At 60.9% G+C, this 17,314-nt stretch carries 15 protein-coding genes, 1 tRNA gene and 3 pseudogenes; 2 read left to right on the forward strand and 17 right to left on the reverse strand.

All coding sequences use genetic code 11. The features are described 5' to 3' along the window. Positions 1-193 precede the first annotated feature (193 nt). The 11 genes and pseudogenes from JKG68_RS23590 to msuE all read right to left on the reverse strand — a co-directional run bounded on the left by JKG68_RS23590 (position 194) and on the right by msuE (position 6,650). Positions 194-269: transfer RNA gene (locus tag JKG68_RS23590), tRNA-Ile, on the reverse strand. Between the two features lie 50 nt (positions 270-319). Then, positions 320-622, reverse strand: coding sequence for a hypothetical protein (locus tag JKG68_RS33690; RefSeq protein ID WP_246515778.1), 303 nt, complete (start codon positions 620-622; stop codon positions 320-322). Between the two features lie 51 nt (positions 623-673). Continuing rightward, the gene (locus JKG68_RS33695) at positions 674-922 is read right to left on the reverse strand and encodes a hypothetical protein (RefSeq protein WP_246515780.1); all 249 of its coding nucleotides are present in this window, start codon (positions 920-922) and stop codon (positions 674-676) included. Between the two features lie 79 nt (positions 923-1,001). Next, on the reverse strand, positions 1,002-1,292 hold the full coding sequence (locus JKG68_RS34830; RefSeq protein ID WP_376773199.1) for a HupE/UreJ family protein: 291 nt from the start codon (positions 1,290-1,292) through the stop codon (positions 1,002-1,004). After that, positions 1,258-1,572 (reverse strand): annotated as a pseudogene (locus JKG68_RS34835) (HupE/UreJ family protein). The gene JKG68_RS34830 and the pseudogene JKG68_RS34835 overlap by 35 nt, the downstream one beginning before the upstream one ends. 109 nt (positions 1,573-1,681) lie before the next feature. Next, the gene (locus JKG68_RS23615; protein WP_202063792.1) at positions 1,682-2,185 is read right to left on the reverse strand and encodes a cupin domain-containing protein; all 504 of its coding nucleotides are present in this window, start codon (positions 2,183-2,185) and stop codon (positions 1,682-1,684) included. Positions 2,186-2,292: 107 nt separating this feature from the next. Continuing rightward, the gene (locus JKG68_RS23620) at positions 2,293-3,252 is read right to left on the reverse strand and encodes an ABC transporter substrate-binding protein (RefSeq protein ID WP_202063793.1); all 960 of its coding nucleotides are present in this window, start codon (positions 3,250-3,252) and stop codon (positions 2,293-2,295) included. Between the two features lie 12 nt (positions 3,253-3,264). Beyond that, positions 3,265-4,368, reverse strand: a complete 1,104-nt coding sequence (locus JKG68_RS23625; RefSeq protein WP_202063794.1) for an LLM class flavin-dependent oxidoreductase — start codon at positions 4,366-4,368, stop codon at positions 3,265-3,267. 15 nt (positions 4,369-4,383) lie between these two features. Next, the gene (locus JKG68_RS23630) at positions 4,384-5,235 is read right to left on the reverse strand and encodes an ABC transporter ATP-binding protein (protein ID WP_202063795.1); all 852 of its coding nucleotides are present in this window, start codon (positions 5,233-5,235) and stop codon (positions 4,384-4,386) included. Between the two features lie 3 nt (positions 5,236-5,238). Then, entirely contained in the window at positions 5,239-6,045 is an 807-nt protein-coding gene (locus tag JKG68_RS23635) for an ABC transporter permease subunit (protein WP_202063796.1), read from the reverse strand. After that, positions 6,042-6,650 carry an FMN reductase gene (gene msuE / locus JKG68_RS23640; protein WP_202063797.1) on the reverse strand — a complete coding sequence of 203 codons (609 nt, stop codon included), beginning with the start codon at positions 6,648-6,650 and terminating at the stop codon, positions 6,042-6,044. Before msuE ends, JKG68_RS23635 begins: the two co-directional genes overlap by 4 nt. Before the next feature lie 560 nt (positions 6,651-7,210). On the opposite strand from msuE, the gene JKG68_RS23645 reads away from it, so the two are divergent. After that, on the forward strand, positions 7,211-7,690 hold the full coding sequence (locus JKG68_RS23645) for an Lrp/AsnC family transcriptional regulator (RefSeq protein ID WP_202063798.1): 480 nt from the start codon (positions 7,211-7,213) through the stop codon (positions 7,688-7,690). A gap of 97 nt (positions 7,691-7,787) precedes the next feature. Here the strand turns inward: JKG68_RS23645 and JKG68_RS23650 are convergent. From JKG68_RS23650 to nirB, 4 genes and pseudogenes are all read right to left on the reverse strand, one after another. Next, positions 7,788-9,523: pseudogene (locus tag JKG68_RS23650) on the reverse strand (bifunctional protein-serine/threonine kinase/phosphatase). 55 nt (positions 9,524-9,578) lie between these two features. Next, positions 9,579-10,424, reverse strand: coding sequence for a formate/nitrite transporter family protein (locus JKG68_RS23655; protein WP_202063799.1), 846 nt, complete (start codon positions 10,422-10,424; stop codon positions 9,579-9,581). A gap of 170 nt (positions 10,425-10,594) precedes the next feature. Continuing rightward, on the reverse strand, positions 10,595-10,927 hold the full coding sequence (gene nirD, locus JKG68_RS23660) for a nitrite reductase small subunit NirD (RefSeq protein WP_202063800.1): 333 nt from the start codon (positions 10,925-10,927) through the stop codon (positions 10,595-10,597). Further along, positions 10,924-13,374 (reverse strand): nitrite reductase large subunit NirB, encoded by a 2,451-nt coding sequence (nirB, locus tag JKG68_RS23665; protein ID WP_202063801.1) that lies wholly within the window; start codon positions 13,372-13,374, stop codon positions 10,924-10,926. The genes nirD and nirB overlap by 4 nt, the downstream gene beginning before the upstream one ends. A gap of 542 nt (positions 13,375-13,916) precedes the next feature. On the opposite strand from nirB, the pseudogene JKG68_RS23670 reads away from it, so the two are divergent. Next, positions 13,917-14,827, forward strand: a pseudogene (locus JKG68_RS23670) (SDR family oxidoreductase). On the opposite strand, the gene JKG68_RS23675 reads toward JKG68_RS23670, so the two are convergent. Both JKG68_RS23675 and cysG read right to left on the reverse strand, forming a co-directional pair. Further along, a complete protein-coding gene (locus tag JKG68_RS23675; protein WP_202063802.1) occupies positions 14,805-15,632 on the reverse strand; it encodes a uroporphyrinogen-III synthase in 828 nt (275 codons plus the stop codon). The pseudogene JKG68_RS23670 and the gene JKG68_RS23675 sit on opposite strands and share 23 nt — an antisense overlap. A 13-nt stretch (positions 15,633-15,645) precedes the next feature. Next, positions 15,646-17,124 (reverse strand): siroheme synthase CysG, encoded by a 1,479-nt coding sequence (gene cysG, locus JKG68_RS23680; protein ID WP_202063803.1) that lies wholly within the window; start codon positions 17,122-17,124, stop codon positions 15,646-15,648. Positions 17,125-17,314 lie beyond the last annotated feature (190 nt).

Raw genomic sequence — 17,314 nt, forward strand, 5'->3', positions numbered from 1 at the left:
CGGTCGAACCTGACCAGCCGGTTAGGGTGACATTTCTAAAGGGGGCAATCAGTGACTTGTCTAACGAGTTCCGACATGGGCTGAGGCGGATCTGGTGGCCCTTGTGCTCCACAAGTTCAGTGCCCGGGTGGGAATCAGGATCAGGCATGGTCGCAATGGCAATCTTGGCCTTGTGCCGGGATGGGCCGGTCTGTGGTGCGCCTGGAGGGACTTGAACCCCCAACCAGACCGTTATGAGCGGCCGGCTCTAACCATTGAGCTACAGGCCCACAGGGAACGATGATGCCAGATCGGCAGGGCTTTGGCTGTATCGTGCGGGTCACAGCGAGCCAACCCCATTACTGCTCAAAATGGAGCGATAGGCGGGATTGTCGCTCTCGTCCCGGTAGGAATAGCCGAGTTCATCGAGGCTGGGCTTGGGCTGCGCCCACTCTGCCACAGGAACCTGGATGCCAGCCAGTACCCGCCCGTAATCAGCGGCGTGGTTGCGGTAGTGGAACAGCGGGATATTCCAGCTGCCGGAGAGCCCGTTCAGGAACTTCAGGAGGGCACTGGGCTGCTCCGAAAACTGGAAGCCGAAGACGAGCTCTTCCTCAAGGCCGGGGGTATGCCCGCCGACCATTTAGCGCACGTGCAGCTTGGCCATCTCGTTGTCGCTCATGTCGAGCACGGGCTAGCCCTGCTCCTTCAGCATCGCGATGATCTGATGCTTCTCCAGATCGCCTTCCGAGAGCTGCACGGCCGCAAGGATCTGCGCCGCGCGAGGGTCGGAATAGCGGTAGTTGAACTCCGTGATCGAGCGCTTGCCCAGCAGCGCCTCCCGGTGCTCGCCAATCTCAGCCCGCTCGGCGATGTGGCGGAGTCGGTCGACGTTTATGTTGGCGTCACTGTTGATGGCCACTAGACCTTGCGGCCGCGCCATCCCGTTCCACATACTTCTTCAGGCCTGCCAGGCTCCCCTTGCCCAACCCCGGGCACAACGGGCGAATTATTGCCCGCGCTCAGACAAAGAACAGAGCTGCTCCAACGAGAGCGATGCCACCTCCAAAGACCCGGCTCATTGCGGAAATCCCCCGAATGGCGCCTTCCAGGACAGCCCCCGAGCCGAGGAGGAGTGCACTGGCCAGAAGAAAGCCAGCGCTATAGTTGGCCGGACTCACCGCTGGTGCGATCTCGGTACCATGGGCATAGTCATGAAAGCCTCCGAAGAACCGCAGACGACGGCAACAAGAACGACGGAGGGCTGCAGATTGAGCATCACAGCGAGCCAAGCCCAAGAACCGACGCGGCAATCCCGATTTCGATCATCGGGACCCCAGGTCCTATTAAAGCAACAAAGAAGCCGAACGCCATGGCGCCCAGGAAGCTGGCTGGCAGCTTAATATTTGCCTGCCGACCCAATGCTCCGGCTCACAGACCGACCGCACACATTGCCAGTACGTGATCCAGCCAGCTGAAGGGATGCGCAAAGCCAGTCATAAAGCCCGTCGTCGCCCCAAGCCCTGTGTGGGCCCAGGCATTTGATGAGAACAATGTCGCAAAGACGAGTACAGGAAGGTAGTTTCGTTTCATACAAGAACTCCGCTGAGGAGAATGAAGGCGAATAGCAAGGGCCCAGCCGCGGCGTCAGCGCACACCATAGGCTCGAGCTCAGGCGACGCTGCTGACCGGCGGTTGATTGTCACGGATGCTTGTGAATGGGATCCACCCAGTACACTTCCTCAGGCTGCTCGACTGGGTCGACATCGGTGATGTTGACCACGACAGCCTCATTATCCGAACGCACGAGCACGCATTCCAGGGGCTCGTCCGGGCTCGCATTGATCTCCTGATGCGGCACGAAGGGTGGCACGTAGATGAAGTCCCCAGGACCAGCCTCGGCTACATACTCAAGGTGATCGCCCCAGCGCATGCGTGCCTTTCCTCGGACCACATAGATCACACTCTCCAGCTCACCATGATGGTGCACGCCGGTCTTGGCGTTCGGTTGGATGGAAACCGTTCCGGCCCAGATCTTCTGGGCGCCGACACGGGCGTGATTGATGGCAGCCTGCCGGAACATGCCGGGCGTCTGGGCGGTGTTCGAATCCAGACGGTCACCCTTGATTACGCGGACGCCCTCGTGCTTCCAGAGCTCGGGATCATCGTGGTAGTGATCGTCATGCTCGTGGTGATGTGTGCTCATAAGCTTCCACTCGGAAAAGGTCTACAGGGATAACAGGGCATTAGCCTTGCTGAGCCGAGGCTAAGGCGTCGACCGCTATATCACAGAGGGTCCGCTGAGTGACGCGCCTACCGGGCAGCGGCTTCCTGAGCCCCGCTCAGCACCGCCTGGTTGAACGATGGATCGAGGATGTCAGCGGCCTTGAGGGGCTTCTGGATCAGGCCGTTGCGGAGATAGAGGTCGATGGTCCGTTGCTCGGCTGCGACGACCTCGGCATCGATTGGTACTGGACGGGTGTTTGCCCCAGAGAACCAGCGCAGCGGGATCTCTTTCGGCAGGCCGATCAGCTTCGCCCAGGTGCCGGCATAGGCATCTCGGTTTGCCGCCTCCCACCCCCGGGCTTTGGCGAGACGGCGCACAAAGTCCTCAAGCTCCCCTCGCTTGGTGCGGATTGCCTCTACGTGCGCTGCTTGGAACCCGAGACCCGGCGTGATGCCCCGCCCGTCACGAACAATACGGGCTTCGCCGGACAATACCAACTGCGAGGTGTACGGCTCCCAGGTCGACCAGGCATCCAGGCTGCCGCTGGTCAGCGCTGCCTTGGCCTCAGCCGGCAGAAGGAAGCTCAAAGTCACCTCTATCTTGGGAAGACCGGCATCCTCGAGCGCTGCCAGTACGAGCTGATGGCCAATCGAGCCACGGCCGGTACCGATGCGCTTGCCCTTCAGATCGGCAAAGGTCTTCACGGCAGAGTCGGGGCGCACCAGCACAGCCAGGCCGCCTTGGTCGCCGCGTGTTGCCAGAATGGCCTTAATGGGAGCTCCTGACGCGACCGCAAAGGTGAAGGGCGCATCGCCAACGATGCCGGTGTCGATGGCCTCGGCATTGAGTGCCTCCAGCAAGGGGGCCGCGGCCGGGAACTCGCTCCATTCGATCTTGTAGGGCAGATCTTTGAGCACTCCGGCGGCTTCCATCAGCGCGCGGGAGCCACCACGCTGGTCCCCGACCTTGAGGATCGTCTCGGCCCAGGCGGGCACCCATGACAGGGCAAGAGCGGCTGCGGCAGCCAGAAGGAATATGCGCTTCATAGGAGTTCTCCTTTATTCGGCTGCTACAGCACGCTGGCTGGACCGGTCGTTGAGCAGGCGGCGGAAGGCGGGGATCAGTTCACGGCCGTACTGGACGGCATCCTCCACGGGATCGAAGCCCCGGATGAGGAAGGTGGTGACGCCAAGATCGTAGTAGTCGAGCAGCGCATCGGCGACCTGATCGGCCGTGCCGACCAAGGCCGTCGAGTTGCCCTGTGCACCGGTAACGGCGGCAATGGCCGTATAGAGGCGCTTGTCGAGCCGATCACCCTGGGCCGCTGCGGCTAGCAGCCGGCGCGCGCCTTCGTTCGGCGGCGGTGCAGCAGCACCCAGCCCCTTTGCAGCCCGCACCGCTTTGATGCGCTCGAGAAGCCCTTCCGCCCGGGCCCAAGCGCGGTCCTCGGTTTCTGCCAGGATCGGCCGGGACGAGAGACTGAAGCGCACCTGGTGTTCACGGCCGTGCCGGGCTGCCGCAGCGCGGACTCGGGCGATGGTCTCACGCACCTGGGCATGCGTCTCGCCCCAGAGCGCATAGATGTCGGCGTGCTTGCCGGCGACTTCGATAGCAGCCTCGGACGAGCCGCCAAAGTACACCGGCAGGTGCGGCGTCTGGATGGGCTTTACGTTCGAGAAAGCGCGCTCGAACCGGTAGTACTGCCCGGCATAGTCAAAAGGTATCTCGCTGGTCCAGGACGCTTTGACCACATCAAGATACTCGCTCGTGCGGGCGTAGCGCTCATCCTTGGTGAGGAAGTCACCATCCTGCCTGAGTTCCTGATCATTGCCACCCGTGATGATGTGAACCCCGGCGCGACCATTGGTGAGATGATCGAGGGTGGCAAGCTGACGGGCGGCCACCGTCGGTGCGGTAAACCCAGGTCGATGCGCGATCATCAGGTTGATGCGCTCGGTGACGGAAGCGGCATAAGCCGCGATGTGCTGGCTTTCAGCCGACGTGGAATGGAACGCGACAAGGAAGCGGTCGAAGCCGCCGTATTCCTGAGCCTGGGCAAGAGCCCGGATGTAGTCGCGGTCGATCACAGGGCCCTCGGCGGGATGGACCTCCGACTCGTACTGCGTGCCGACAAAACCAATGAACTCGACGTCTTTGCTCATGATGGTCTCCTGTTTCTACGATCGGGCGAGTGCATCAGTTGAGGCGGCCCAGACCGCATGGTTCTCCCGTGTGGCGGAAGCTGCGGGCGCTCTGCTGCGCGCGGGAGCACGCAGCTCTTCAACCGGTTCATCAGGGTTCTCTTCTTCAACCCCGAGTTCGCGCAGGAGACGCGAGCGCAGGCTCGAGAAGGCCGGCTGCCCATGACGGCGCGGGCGCTCCAGATTGACGTGCAAGTCAAAACCGATGCGGCCCTGGTCCAGTATCAGCACCCGGTCGGCGAGAAGCAGCGCCTCGTCCACATCATGGGTGACGAGAAGAACGGCCGGCCGGTGGGCCCGCCAGAGCGAGGCGACCAGGCCTTGGGTCTTTAGGCGGGTGAGCGCATCCAATGCTGCAAAGGGCTCATCGAGCAACAGCAGCTTCGGCTCCCGCACGAGGGCCCGAGCCAGCGCAGCGCGCTGAGCTTCGCCACCGGACAAAGTCAGGGGCCATGCGTCGAGCCGGTGGTTCAGTCCCACTTCAGTCAGGGCAGCAGCGGCACGCTCGCGGGCGTCAGCTGTGCGCAGCCCCAGCGCCACATTCGCCCACACCCTCTTCCACGGGATAAGGCGCGGCTCCTGGAACACCACCGCTCGCTCTGCCGGGACGGTCACGGTACCGGCTGGGGCCTCGTCGAGACCAGCCAGCGTCCGCAGAAGGGTTGACTTGCCCGAGCCGGAGCGGCCGAGAAGCGCTACGAACTCGCCGGACCGGATGGTCAGATCGAGACCATCGAGAACGTTGGACCCCTGGCCGAATGAGCGCACGAGGTTTGAGACTTGCACCACGGGGTGCTGTCGCGCTGTCAGAGCAGGATGAGCGTTCATGGGTCAGTCCTTCAGGAAGCTTGGTCGCCAGGCGAGCACCCGACGCTCGAGAACACGGACGATCTGATCGGCGCTCAGCCCGAGAATGGCGTAGACGAACAGGCCCACGAGAATGATGTCGGTGCGCAGGAAGTCGCGGGCGCTCATGACCAGGAAGCCGACGCCGGAATCGGCGTTGATCTGCTCGGCGACCACGAGGCTGAGCCAGGCAACGCCGAGCGCATAGCGAAGCCCGACCAAGGCCGATGGCAAGGCTCCGGGCAGCACGATGTGAAGCAGCTGCTCGCGCCGGCTCAGGCCGAGGGTGCTTCCGGCCTCGATCAGCTTGGCGTCAACTCCGCGGATGCCGGCAAACAGGGTAAGATAGATCGGGAACATCGTGCCCAGGGCCACCAGCGCGATCTTTGGTGTCTCGCCGATGCCGAACCACAGGATGAATAGAGGAACAAGCGCCAGAAACGGCAGCGTTCTGAGCATCTGCAGGGTGGCATCGAGCAGGTCTTCCCCGCGTCGTGAGAGCCCCGCGATGAGGGCGAACGTCGTGCCCACAACGATGCCGATCCCCAGCCCTGTTGCCACGCGGCCCAGCGAGACAAGAAGGTGGCGGGGCAATTCGCCGGAGGTGATCAGCTCGGCAAACGTGCCGGCGATCATCGCGGGGGAGGCGAGCGTCCGGGTTGGAATGAGACCGGCACTGGCTGCCACCTGCCACAGGACGACGATGAGAAGTGGAGGAAGATACCTGCGGTAGCGCAGCCACTGGCCTGAGCCAGTGCTCGGCGTAGTCGTAGAAGCGACAGCCGCACTCATCGGCCTGCTCCCCGACGAAAAGCCTGAAGGTTTACCGAAGGCAGCGGTGGGGCCGCACCGGCTTTGGGAGCGCCAGAAGCGATGAGAACCGCGAGCTGTTGCGCAGCGGTGTTCACCCGTGCCAGGAGGCCGGCCTCGACCAGCTGCCCGTCAATGAAGTCAGCCTCGCTGGCGTAGACGGCTGTCGGAACAGTCAGGGCTTCGAAGAAGCCGAAGAGCGGCCGCAGGGCGTGTTCCATGACAAGAGCATGGCGCGGGCCTCCCCCAGTGGCCGTAAGCAGCACCGGCTTGCCGATCAGCGCCCGAGGATCGACCAGATCGAAGACATGCTTGAACAGGCCGGTATAGGTGCCCTTGTACACCGGCGTGGCGACAATCAGCGCATCGGCCTGCTCAATGGCATCAATGATGCGAGCCGCTGGGAGGGTCAGATCTTGGCGCTGCAGGGCCGCGCCAAGGCCCGGACCGGCATCAACAAGATCGTAGATGTCGACACGCACCTGTCTGCGGCTAGCTACCTCGGCGGCGACCGTCTCAACGAGGCTGCGGGTCTTGGAGGGACGGCGCGGGCCGCCGGAAAAGCCAACGAGGCGAGGTAGGCTCATGGCACAAGTTCTCCTTCCGCCGGCGCAAGCCCGCGGCGTTCATCAGTCAGGATCTTCCGAGGGGCGCAGCCTTGAAGGAGATTTGTGGTTCTCACCCCAGTTCAACGCCCTTGCTTAGTAATAGATAAACTTAATTGGCTTTTACTGGCGCACGACCTTGGAATTAGCAGTAATCATGCGCTCGTCCTTCTTCTAAGGACGCTAGAAATGCGGATGTCCTACGATCGAAAGCTCATGAGATGCTAAACTGATCTCCAATTGATTTAATCAACACTCATTCTGTTCGCAGAAAGGATCGTCTCGATCCGAGCCCTTGTCAACGAGAATGTTCGTTCTTTAGAACGGCTCGACTAGGGAAAATCTTCTCCAATATAGGCCTGTAAAGGTGGATTCATCTTCTTCGACGCATATACGTGGCGTTCGTGGGCGTCCATGTCGCCTGCGGTGACACTTGAACATGCCCATTTGTTCTTTATAAAGAACATGCCATACGGACAATGGATGAGGCTTTCTCAGGAAGCCTCGGGATGTTTTTTGCTCTACGCTCGCGGAGGTCTCGAATGGACGCGACAGATACCAAGATCCTGATGCTGCTGCAGGAGAACGCCAGCATCTCGATTGCTGAACTCGCTCAGAGAGTGAATCTATCCCAGACGCCATGCTGGAAGCGTATTCAGCGTCTTGAGACGACTGGAGTTATCGAGAAGCGTGTCGCGCTCGTTAATTCGGAGAAAGTTGGCTTGGGCCTAACGGTGTTTGTTTCGATCGAAATCGCCGACCATTCAGGGCAGTGGCTTCAGCGCTTTGCGGAGTTGGTCTCCGCCATGCCCGAAGTCATGGAGTTCTATCGCATGGCCGGGGACGTCGATTACATGCTGCGCGTGGCGGTGCCCGATATGGCAGCCTATGACCGCTTCTATCAACGACTCGTTGAAGCGATCCCGCTCAAGAACGTTACGTCCCGTTTCGCGATGCAACGGGTGAAATCCACCACAGCTTATGATTTGGTGGCGATCGGCGATCGGCGATCGCTGATCTGAGCCGACGTGTCTTTCATCGGCATGACAAACGACTGGTAAGTGCCAGAAGTTAGCCTCGAGCATCCGCAGAGAACCTCGCGGCGGAGCCTATTCTGTCTCATCCGTACAGAGTTACCCGCCACAGCAGAAGGATGATCGCCAGCGAGAGAAGGACTGAGACACATTTCCAGAATACGATGGGGTTACGTTGAGCCAACGGCGCGCGAGCTACCCTCAGGAGAGTCGGGTTAGGCTGTCGCAGATCAAATGTGAATTCCGAAAGTGCGTTGTATCGCTTCATGGGGTTCGGGTGCACGGCTATACGCAACGCCTCATCCATCCAGTCCGGCACCTGTGAATTGATCTCTATGCCGGGATGTAGCGCAGCCGGCTCTGCTGCGCCCGGTTGCGCGTCTTTGGTACTTCGGCTCCATAAGGAATCTGCCCGGTTAGCATCTGGTAGACGATCACGCCAAGCGAGAAGAGGTCAGCGCGCCAAGTGCCCCTCTCCCCAATAAAATACTCTGGAGCCGAGTACTGCGCTGTGCCAAGAATATCGTCACGATCCGCCTGCGGGGCGGCTTCGATGACGCCGGCCACAAGCGTGGATCCGAAGTCGATGATTTTCACCGTACCGGTTTTGTCGATAATAATATTGTGTGGTCGCAGATCCTGATGCACCATTTCGAGGCGGTGAAATGCACGCAAGCCCTTGGCGATCTGCTCGGTGATGTCGCGAACAGTCTCCAGATCTGGGCTTGGATAGTCGATCATCCACTGGGCCAGCGTCTGGCCCTCAATATGCTCTGTCACAACATAGAGATGGCTCCGCTTACGAGCCTGAGGCAGAGCCTTGAGGACATGAGGGCTGCTCAGACGCTTTGCGATCCACTCCTCCATCATGAAGCGCCTCAGATAGTCGGGGTCATGCCGAAGATCGATCGATGGCACCTTGAGAGCCACAGGTGTGCTGGTCTGTGTATCGAGAGCCAGATAGACATGGCTACGGCTGCTGGAGTGGAGCTCGCGTAATACCCTATAGCCATCCAACAGGCTGCCCGCTTGCGGAACCGCCGGTGGCGTGAGATCCGCGGCATCGGCCATGAACTCCCCTGCTTCCCCGTCGGGCACTGCTTCGATCCGCACGATCTGAACTGTCAGATTGTCACGGCTACCTGCCTGGAGCGCTGCTTCCACGATCATGCGCGCAGCACGGTCGAGGTTGTCGGCATGTGCTTTGACGGCAGTCCCAATCACGGTGCCACTGACATGATCGTGCACCCCGTCGCTTGAGAGAATGAAGAGATCGCCCACCCGCAACGGAACTGTGTGGTAGTCGATTTCTGCATTCGGCTTTGCGCCTAGGGCCCGGGAGAGATAGCTCTGTTGAGAAGATACGGTGATCCGATGGTCGTTGGTTAGCGGCTCCAGGGCGCAACCAGCCAACCGGCTCACGCGGCAATCTCCGATGTGGAAGATGTGCCCGAGGCGAGATTTTAGGATCACAGCCGTAAAGGTGCAGACATAGCCCCTGTCCATGTCGCTGGCATACTGGCTGCGCCGGGTTTCTGCATAAAGCCATGAATTCGTTGCACTGATAACCCGATGCGCTGCAGTTTTGACGGACCAGGCGTCGGAGGTGCAGTAGTAATCCGTGAGAAAGCTCTTAATCGCCGACTCCGCGGCAATGCGGCTTACGGAACTTGTGCTGATCCCGTCGGCAATTGCGATAGCGACGCCCTTAAGGGCCAGGGCTGGTCCAGTCGGGATGAGCGCGCCGTGGAAGTCATGATTGGCATCCTTATGCCCTTTTTCGGAGTGTTGTCCGATCGAGATCGTCAGAGGGCGTGTCATGAAGCCACCGTCAATGGAAACCCCGCACTTGGGCGGGGTTCCAGTCTGCGTCTGATCACTCAGCGGGGAATGCGGCCATACCGACTCCGAGATTGGCGTTACGCATTGAGCCGGTACGCACATGGGTCGAGTAGAGTGTCAGTCCGACGAAGGCCAGACCACCGACAAGGTTGCCGATGACGGTCGGGATCTCGTTCCAGATCAGATAGTCCATGATTGAGAAGTTGCCGCCGAGCAGCAGGCCCGAAGGGAAGAGGAACATGTTCACGATGGAATGCTCGAAACCCATGTAGAAGAACAGCATGATCGGCATCCACATGGCGATCACCTTGCCTGATACGGAAGTTGAAATCATCGCGCCGACCACGCCCATCGCCACCATCCAATTGCATAGCACACCACGAATGAAGAGCGTGAGCATGCCTGCCGCGCCATGAGATGCGTATCCCACAGTCCTGCCTTCGCCGATCACGCCAATCTTCTGACCAACCGCGTCGGGTGCCTGGCTAAATCCGAACGTGAAAATGATCGCCATCATGACCGCGACGGTGAAAGCGCCTGCGAAGTTCCCGACGAACACCAGACCCCAATTACGCAGGATGCCGCTCATGGTCACACCCGTACGCTTATCGATGAGAGCAAGGGGGGTGAGCATGAACACGCCTGTGAGCAAATCAAAGCCCATCAGATAGAGCATGCAGAATCCCACCGGAAACAAGATTGCGCCGGCGAGCGGCTGACCGGTCTGGACGGTGATGGTGACCGCGAAAGCGGCTGCAAGCGCTAGAATGGCGCCGGCCATATAGGCCCGGATCATCGTGTCTCGGGTCGACATGAAGATCTTGGATTCGCCGGCATCTACCATTTTGGTGACGAACTCGGCAGGTGCGAGGTAAGCCATCGAACTTCCTTTCTTGAATGTGGAGCAGCCAATGTCTGGAAGTGGCTGCAGTGGTGGTCTGCTTAGGTTGGCTAACGGCTAGTCTGACCGCGCTTCATGCGGAGAGTGTTCCCCTCTGACGTTTCTAAGATCGCGAACACCGGGTCCATGGGTCCTATGCCGCGTCCTCGTCAGGCTGCGCGCGCCAGAAGGGTGGAGGCTGCGAGAAGGATCCGCCCTCCCTCGACGCGCAGCGGGATCTTGTGAGCGCAGCCATGATCCGCGCCCTGCGCTTCGCCGGTCTTCAGGCTGATCACCCAGTTGTGCAACGGACAGGTCACCGAGTGACCATGCACCATGCCCTGCGACAGGGGACCGCCCTTATGAGGGCAGCGGTCCCGAAGTGCAAAGAGCGTGCCGTCCGCAGCCTTGAAAACTGCAATATCCCCGCCCGGCGCCTGTACGACCCGCGAACCCAAAGTCGGCACGTCGTCAACTGCACCTACATCGATCCACTCACTCATTCCGCCGCCTCCGCCAGAGAAAAATTAGCCATAGGATCGAACTCATGTGCGTCGCGTCCGGCGGCCCGCTCGGCCCACGGATCGATCTGTGCCTTACGCTGCGAGATCTCGAAACGCTCAAAAAGGGCGCGGCGCTTCTCGCGGTCCTCGACCACTATGGCGCGGATTGCATCCACGCCGACGCGGTCCGCCCATTTGTACATGCGCTCGAGATAGTGCCCCTGCTCGCGGTAGAGCTGAGTCAAAGCCACAATGACCTCCAGGCACTCGTCCTCGCCGGCAACCTTGCAAAGCAGCTGTGTGCCTTTGATATGCAGGCCGGCTGCTCCTGCGAAATGGATCTCGAACCCTGAGTCGACGCAGATTACGCCCACATCCTTGCAGGTCGCCTCGGCACAGTTCCGTGGGCAGCCCGAGACACCCATCTTGACCTTGGCGGGCGTCCATGAGCCCCACATGAACCTCTCGATCCTGACACCAAGGCCGGTGGAGTCCTGTGTGCCGAAGCGGCACCACTCCGTGCCGACGCAGGTCTTTACTGTGCGCAAGCCCTTAGCGTAGGCATGCCCCGAGACCATGCCGGCCTCATTGAGGTCAGCCCAGACGGCAGGCAAGTCCTCCTTGCGCACGCCGAGAAGATCAATGCGTTGGCCGCCAGTGACCTTCACGGTCGGGATATCGTACTTCTCCGCCACGTCCGCGATGGCCCGGAGCTCCCTCGGGTTCGTCAGGCCACCCCACATGCGTGGCACGACCGAGTAGGTGCCGTCCTTCTGGATGTTGGCGTGGATACGCTCGTTGATGTAGCGGGAGCGGCCGTCATCCTCGTACTCCTCCGGCCAGTCACACAGGAGATAATAGTTCAAGGCCGGGCGGCACTTGGCACAGCCGCAGGAGGTCTTCCATCCCAATTCCTGCATCACAGCCGGGATCGACTTCAACCCCGCCGCGCGAATGAGGCGGCGCACCTCGTCATGACCGAGATCGGTGCAGCCGCACATGGGCTCCGTGGCGGCCCGGGAGAACCTGTCCCCGAGCGTCAGCGCCATCACCTGCTCGACCAAGCCCGTGCAGGTTCCGCAGGAAGCGGAGGCTTTGGTGTGCGCCCGAACATCAGCAAGGGTGGACAGGCCTTTGTCGTTGATCGTCTGAACGATCTTGCCTTTGCACACGCCATTGCAGCCGCAGATCTCCGCATCGTTCGGCAAAGCTGCGACGGTGGCTGCCGGGTCGAGCGATGAGCCGCCACCGTAGGATTGCCCGAAGATCAGTGTATCGCGCATCGCCGACACGTCTGCCTCTTTGCGCATGAGGTCGAAGAACCAGGAGCCGTCCGCCGTCTCGCCGTAGAGAACCGCGCCGACGATGCGGTTCTCCTTGAGAACTATGCGCTTGTAGATTCCGCGGGCCACGTCGCGCAGGACGATGTCCTGACCGTCCTTGGCCTCATTGAAGTCGCCTGCCGAGAACAGATCGATGCCTGTCACCTTCAGCTTCGTCGCGGTCACGGACCCTGTGTACACGGCCTTCCCGTCTCCGGAGAGCTGAGCGGCCACGACCTTGGCCATCTCGTAAAGTGGTGCCACGAGGCCGTAGCAGATCCCCCGATGCTCGACGCATTCGCCCACTGAGAACACATCCGGATCGCTCGTGCGCATGTCATCTCCAACGAGAACGCCTCGGTTCGTCTCCAGACCCGCCTCCTTGGCGAGAGTTGCGTTGGGCCGGATCCCGACGGCCATCACCACGACATCGGCGGGAAGCTCGGTACCGTCATCGAGCTTGACGCCGGTGACGTGCGTTTCGCCGAGAACGGCGTGGGTGTTTGCCCTACAGCGAACCGCGATGCCGCGCTCTTCCATCTCACGCTGCAGGAGGTAGCCCGCCGACGGGTCGAGCTGGCGCTCCATCAGAGTCGGCATCAGGTGGAGAACGGTGACGTCCATGCCCTGCGCCTTCAGGCCCGCCGCGGCTTCGAGACCGAGAAGGCCGCCACCGATGACAACAGCCCGGCCGCCCATACGAGCCACTGCGAGCATAGTGTTGACGTCGTCGAGATCGCGGTACGTGACTACGCCCGGTAGATTCACGCCGGGTATCGGTACCACGAACGGCACCGAGCCCGTCGCGATCAGCAGCTTATCGTAATCCGCCGTCGTTCCGTCAGCAGCGGTCACGCGCTTCGCCTCACGGTCGATCTGCACAACCTGTTTGCCACGATGCAGAGTGATGCCGTTGGTCTCATACCAGGCATCGTCGTGGATCAGGATGTCTTCGTAAGCCTTCTCACCCGACAGCACCGGCGAGAGCATGATGCGGTTGTAGTTCACGCGCGGCTCGGCACCGAAAATAGTAGCCTCGTAAGGTCTCGGAGCCCGTTCGAAGAACTCCTCCAGCACCCGACCGGCAGCCATGCCGTTGCCGATGACGACCAGCTTCTTGGGCATCCAAGTCTCCCTGAGAAGGTAAAAGTTCCAAGGCGTCTAGTTCTTGACACAACAACACAAGCACAAGACCGCCGCTTGAGGTGACCACGGGCTGCTTGCGCAGCGTCCAAGTCATTCATGCGACGTCGTTGTCGGAGCAGTGCCAGATGAGAGGCAAAACGGTCTGATCTTCCTTGATCAGACGGTTGAGCGGAGTCTTTAGACTTCTTTGTCGTAACCCGCGTTGTTCATAAAATCTAACGATCGCCAATTTTTTACTCAAGGAGATATTTTAGGCATGATGGCTAACATATTGCCAGCTTCGTGCTTGCGAAGTGATCACCTTGGACGCCCTTCCCTCCGTGTTAGATGTATCCAGACAACGAGAGCCCGAAGACCGAGCCTATCAATGGTGTCACTGGACATGGCAGAGTGGATGTCACGTTGAGCTGAGGCGGTGGCGCAAACCTTTCCTCGCTGATTTCAGACGAGGATATTTGCCGGCGCATTGACGGTTCGATAGATTACCGATCAGCCCTCTAAACTCTTGTTGTATCCTTTCCATGAACCTTTTCATCTTTGGTCCCGGGTACACTGCGCAGCAGTTTATCCGCACTTGCCGGGATCGGTTTGCACGGATCAGCGGCACGTTTCGCTCCGATCTGAAAGCCGAAGCGCTTCAGGCTTCCGGCATTGTTCCTTACTTCTTTGACTCTGATAGACATGATGCCGGCATTCTCGATGAAGTTGCTCGCGCAGATGCCCTGCTTGTCTCGATACCGCCTGCCTTCGGATCGGATCCTGTGTTGAGATCTTTTCCGACGCGATCGCATCAGCCCCCTGCCTGCGCTGGATCGGCTTTCTTTCAACGGTTGGCGTTTACGGCAATGCAAACGGCGCATGGGTCGACGAGATCACGCCGCCCAGCCCTGTTAATGAGCGCTCCCGCCATCGTATCCCCGCGGAAGCCCAGTGGCTCGAACTCGGAAAGGATACGCCCTTCGCCGTGCAGGTCTTCCGTCTGGCCGGCATTTACGGGCCAAGACGCAACGCTCTCCTGAAGGTCGCGGATGGAACGGCACGGCGCCTCATCAAACCTGGACAAGTTTTCAACCGCATCCATACCGCCGACATCGCGCAGGTGCTGATGGCGTCCATCGAGCGTCCGAGCCGCAACACGATCTATAATGTCGCCGATGATGAGCCAAGCCCGCCCCAGGATGTGATCACGTATGCGGCTCGCCTCCTGGGCCTTGAGCCTCCGCTTGAGGTGGCATTCGCAAAAGCCAATCTTAGCCCGATGGCCCGCTCCTTCTACCAGGACAACAAGCGGGTCCGAAATGCTCGGATCAAGAACGACCTGGGAGTGACGCTTCGCTTCCCCACATATCGCGAGGGTCTTGAGGCGCTCCACGCCTCTGGCGAGGGCGTTAGGTCATTGGGCGAAAACGTCAGACGAGAGGAAGAGGACTGACATCAGCGGCCAGTTTCCTGCTAAGCGCAGCGACCATGGGCTTGAGGTGGAAGCTGTCCTGCGGCATCGCCGCAACAGGCCAGCCTGCCTCCTCAATAGCATGCCCAGTAACTGGTCCGACGGCGGCGATCAGGGCCCGCCGCATCGCCGCATCAAGCTCGGATGCCCTGCCAAATCGTCGCGCAACCTCCTGCAACCGGCGCACCTGCGCGGTACTCGTGAATGCGATCAGATCGATGTCTCCCGTGACAAGCTCATCGATAAGATGGGCGACCCGTTCGTCCTCCTCGTCTGAGGCATAGCGGTAGCACAGGATAGGATCTGCCTTGGCCCTCGCCTGTTTCAGGAACCCTGCCAGCAGGTCCTCGCCCCCAGGATAGAGTTGCACACCAACGCAACTGCCGTTCAGATCCAGCGCCGACAGGGTCGCGATCAAACCGGACGTGGTGGGCTCCTCCGCCGTCACGTCGGGGCTGAGCCCGATGCTGCGCAGAACCTTTGCGGGTTTCGGCCCTCGGACGATTTTGCGCGTCCGGCGTAGGCCGGCGATCACCTCCGCCTCTATGCCACCTCGTTGGGCGAATGCAAGGAGGCGGGCTAGCCCCTCTCCGGTGTACAGGACGAGGCTGTCGTGCTGTCCTGCAGAGAGCCGCTCGAGCCACGCCTGAACCGGTGCTGCATCCTCCACATCGTGGATCGACACCAGGGGGCAGCGGACAGCGATCGCACCCTGCCGTTCAAGCATGTTCACGAACAGATCGAGCTCGCGGCTCTCAGGCACAGCGATTTTTCGGCCTTGCAGCATAACCTCGCCCTTCTTATGCTTGCGCCGGCAGCCGCTGTGTAGGCTCAGGGTCGCGCCTAAGGCTTACCTGGCCGACCCGGCCGAAGACGCGACCGACACCGATGATGACCGGTTTCGAGGAGTTGCGCTGGTCACTTGCTTCGCCGAGTTTCGAGATGGGCCCTGCCCAGCGCTCGTCATCCTGTGACACGCTCGACACCATCACCGCCGGAGTGTCCGGGCAGAATCCCTCTTCCACCAGCCGCGCGGCAATCGCTCCTGCCGTCCCTCCGGCCATGTAGAAGATCGCTGTCGTGTGCGGATCCGCCAGGCCGCGCCAATCCAAGTCATCAGGAAGACGTCCTGTTCTCGCGCATCCGGTCACGAATCGAACCGACTGCGCCATCTCGCGATGAGTGAGGGACACGCCCAGCGTCGTTGCCAGGGCGATGCCTGCAGTGATGCCGGGCACCACATCCACGGGAACGCCTGCGCGCTCCAGGTGCTCGATCTCCTCGCCAGCCCGGCCGAAGATCATGGGATCACCGGACTTCAGACGCACTACATGTTTTCCCTGCAGAGCCAGGCGGGTCATGAGGTCGTTGATGTCCTTTTGTGCGCAGGATGCGCGCCCTCCCCGCTTTCCAACCATGAGGCGCTTCGCTTCACGGCGGGCAAGTTCGAGAACATCGTCTGAAACCAAGTCGTCAAAGAGAATGACGTCGGCGGCCTGGAGCGCCCGTACGGCTTTGAGAGTCAGCAGCTCCGCATCGCCCGGCCCCGCGCCGACGAGCGTGACGCGCCCCGTCGACCCAACAGGCCGCGATGCGATTTGTCTGAGCACGGCCTCGACACTCGACCCCGTGGCCTCTGGTGGGCGGCCCTGGAACGCAAAATCGGCAAAGCGCTCCCAGAACGCACGACGTGGCAGCCCCGGAGGCAGTTGATCCATGATGCGCTCGCGCATCGTCTTGGCGAGCGAGGCCCATGAGGACAGGGACGGATGCAGCAATGTCTCGATGCGACGCCGGATGGCTTGTCCCAAAATCGGCGCGGCTCCATCGGTCGAGATGCCGATGACGACCGGCGAGCGGTTGACCACCGAGCCGAACTGAAAGTCGCAGTAGCTGGGCTTGTCGACCACATTCACTGGAACGCCAGACCAACGCGCAACTAAGGCGAAGGACTCTGCCTCGCGTTCCCCTTCGAAATCGCCGACAGCAAGAGCGGCGCCGTCAAGAACATCGGGAGTCCAACCCCTACGGTGCAGGGCGAGAAAGCCATCCGCTGCTCCGCGGGCCAGCAGGGCCTCCATCTCGACCCCGACTTCGCGCGCATAGACATCGACATGCGCACCCGCTGCCGCGAGGAGCTCGGCTTTCCAAGCAGCGCCCGGTGATCCGCCGATGAGCACAGCGCGTCTGCCGCGCAGGTCGAAGAAGACGGGCAGCTTGGCCAGGTAGCCCAAGCGACCGGGTTCGGCTTCAGATGGTTGTCTTAACGGCTGCAGCATCAACGACCTCCGGATATCTATTCGGACACAGATTGCCCACGCCGTACACGAGGACCTTGCCTGAACGCAAAAAGCGCCGCGTGATGAACTGCATGCCGCTGTCCCGGCAGTGCAACAAACCATGCGACGTCGTTGTCGAGAAAGTGCCTCTTCAGAGGGCACGCGCGGCGATCAACGATGATCCCCGCTG

Source organism: Microvirga aerilata (assembly GCF_016743775.1).
GTDB lineage: Bacteria > Pseudomonadota > Alphaproteobacteria > Rhizobiales > Beijerinckiaceae > Microvirga > Microvirga aerilata.

Excerpts from the sequence above, each read along its gene's own strand:
- JKG68_RS23620 (WP_202063793.1), bottom strand. The coding sequence starts at position 3,252 with ATGAAGCGCATATTCCTTCTGGCTGCCGCAGCCGCTCTTGCCCTGTCA.
- nirD (WP_202063800.1), bottom strand. The coding sequence starts at position 10,927 with ATGAGTGAGTGGATCGATGTAGGTGCAGTTGACGACGTGCCGACTTTG.
- JKG68_RS23625 (WP_202063794.1), bottom strand. The coding sequence starts at position 4,368 with ATGAGCAAAGACGTCGAGTTCATTGGTTTTGTCGGCACGCAGTACGAG.
- JKG68_RS33695 (WP_246515780.1), bottom strand. The coding sequence starts at position 922 with ATGGCGCGGCCGCAAGGTCTAGTGGCCATCAACAGTGACGCCAACATA.
- JKG68_RS23630 (WP_202063795.1), bottom strand. The coding sequence starts at position 5,235 with ATGAACGCTCATCCTGCTCTGACAGCGCGACAGCACCCCGTGGTGCAA.
- JKG68_RS23655 (WP_202063799.1), bottom strand. The coding sequence starts at position 10,424 with ATGGCTTACCTCGCACCTGCCGAGTTCGTCACCAAAATGGTAGATGCC.
- JKG68_RS33690 (WP_246515778.1), bottom strand. The coding sequence starts at position 622 with ATGGTCGGCGGGCATACCCCCGGCCTTGAGGAAGAGCTCGTCTTCGGC.
- nirB (WP_202063801.1), bottom strand. The coding sequence starts at position 13,374 with ATGCCCAAGAAGCTGGTCGTCATCGGCAACGGCATGGCTGCCGGTCGG.
- JKG68_RS23615 (WP_202063792.1), bottom strand. The coding sequence starts at position 2,185 with ATGAGCACACATCACCACGAGCATGACGATCACTACCACGATGATCCC.
- JKG68_RS23635 (WP_202063796.1), bottom strand. The coding sequence starts at position 6,045 with ATGAGTGCGGCTGTCGCTTCTACGACTACGCCGAGCACTGGCTCAGGC.
- JKG68_RS23645 (WP_202063798.1), top strand. The coding sequence starts at position 7,211 with ATGGACGCGACAGATACCAAGATCCTGATGCTGCTGCAGGAGAACGCC.
- cysG (WP_202063803.1), bottom strand. The coding sequence starts at position 17,124 with ATGCTGCAGCCGTTAAGACAACCATCTGAAGCCGAACCCGGTCGCTTG.
- msuE (WP_202063797.1), bottom strand. The coding sequence starts at position 6,650 with ATGAGCCTACCTCGCCTCGTTGGCTTTTCCGGCGGCCCGCGCCGTCCC.
- JKG68_RS23675 (WP_202063802.1), bottom strand. The coding sequence starts at position 15,632 with ATGCTGCAAGGCCGAAAAATCGCTGTGCCTGAGAGCCGCGAGCTCGAT.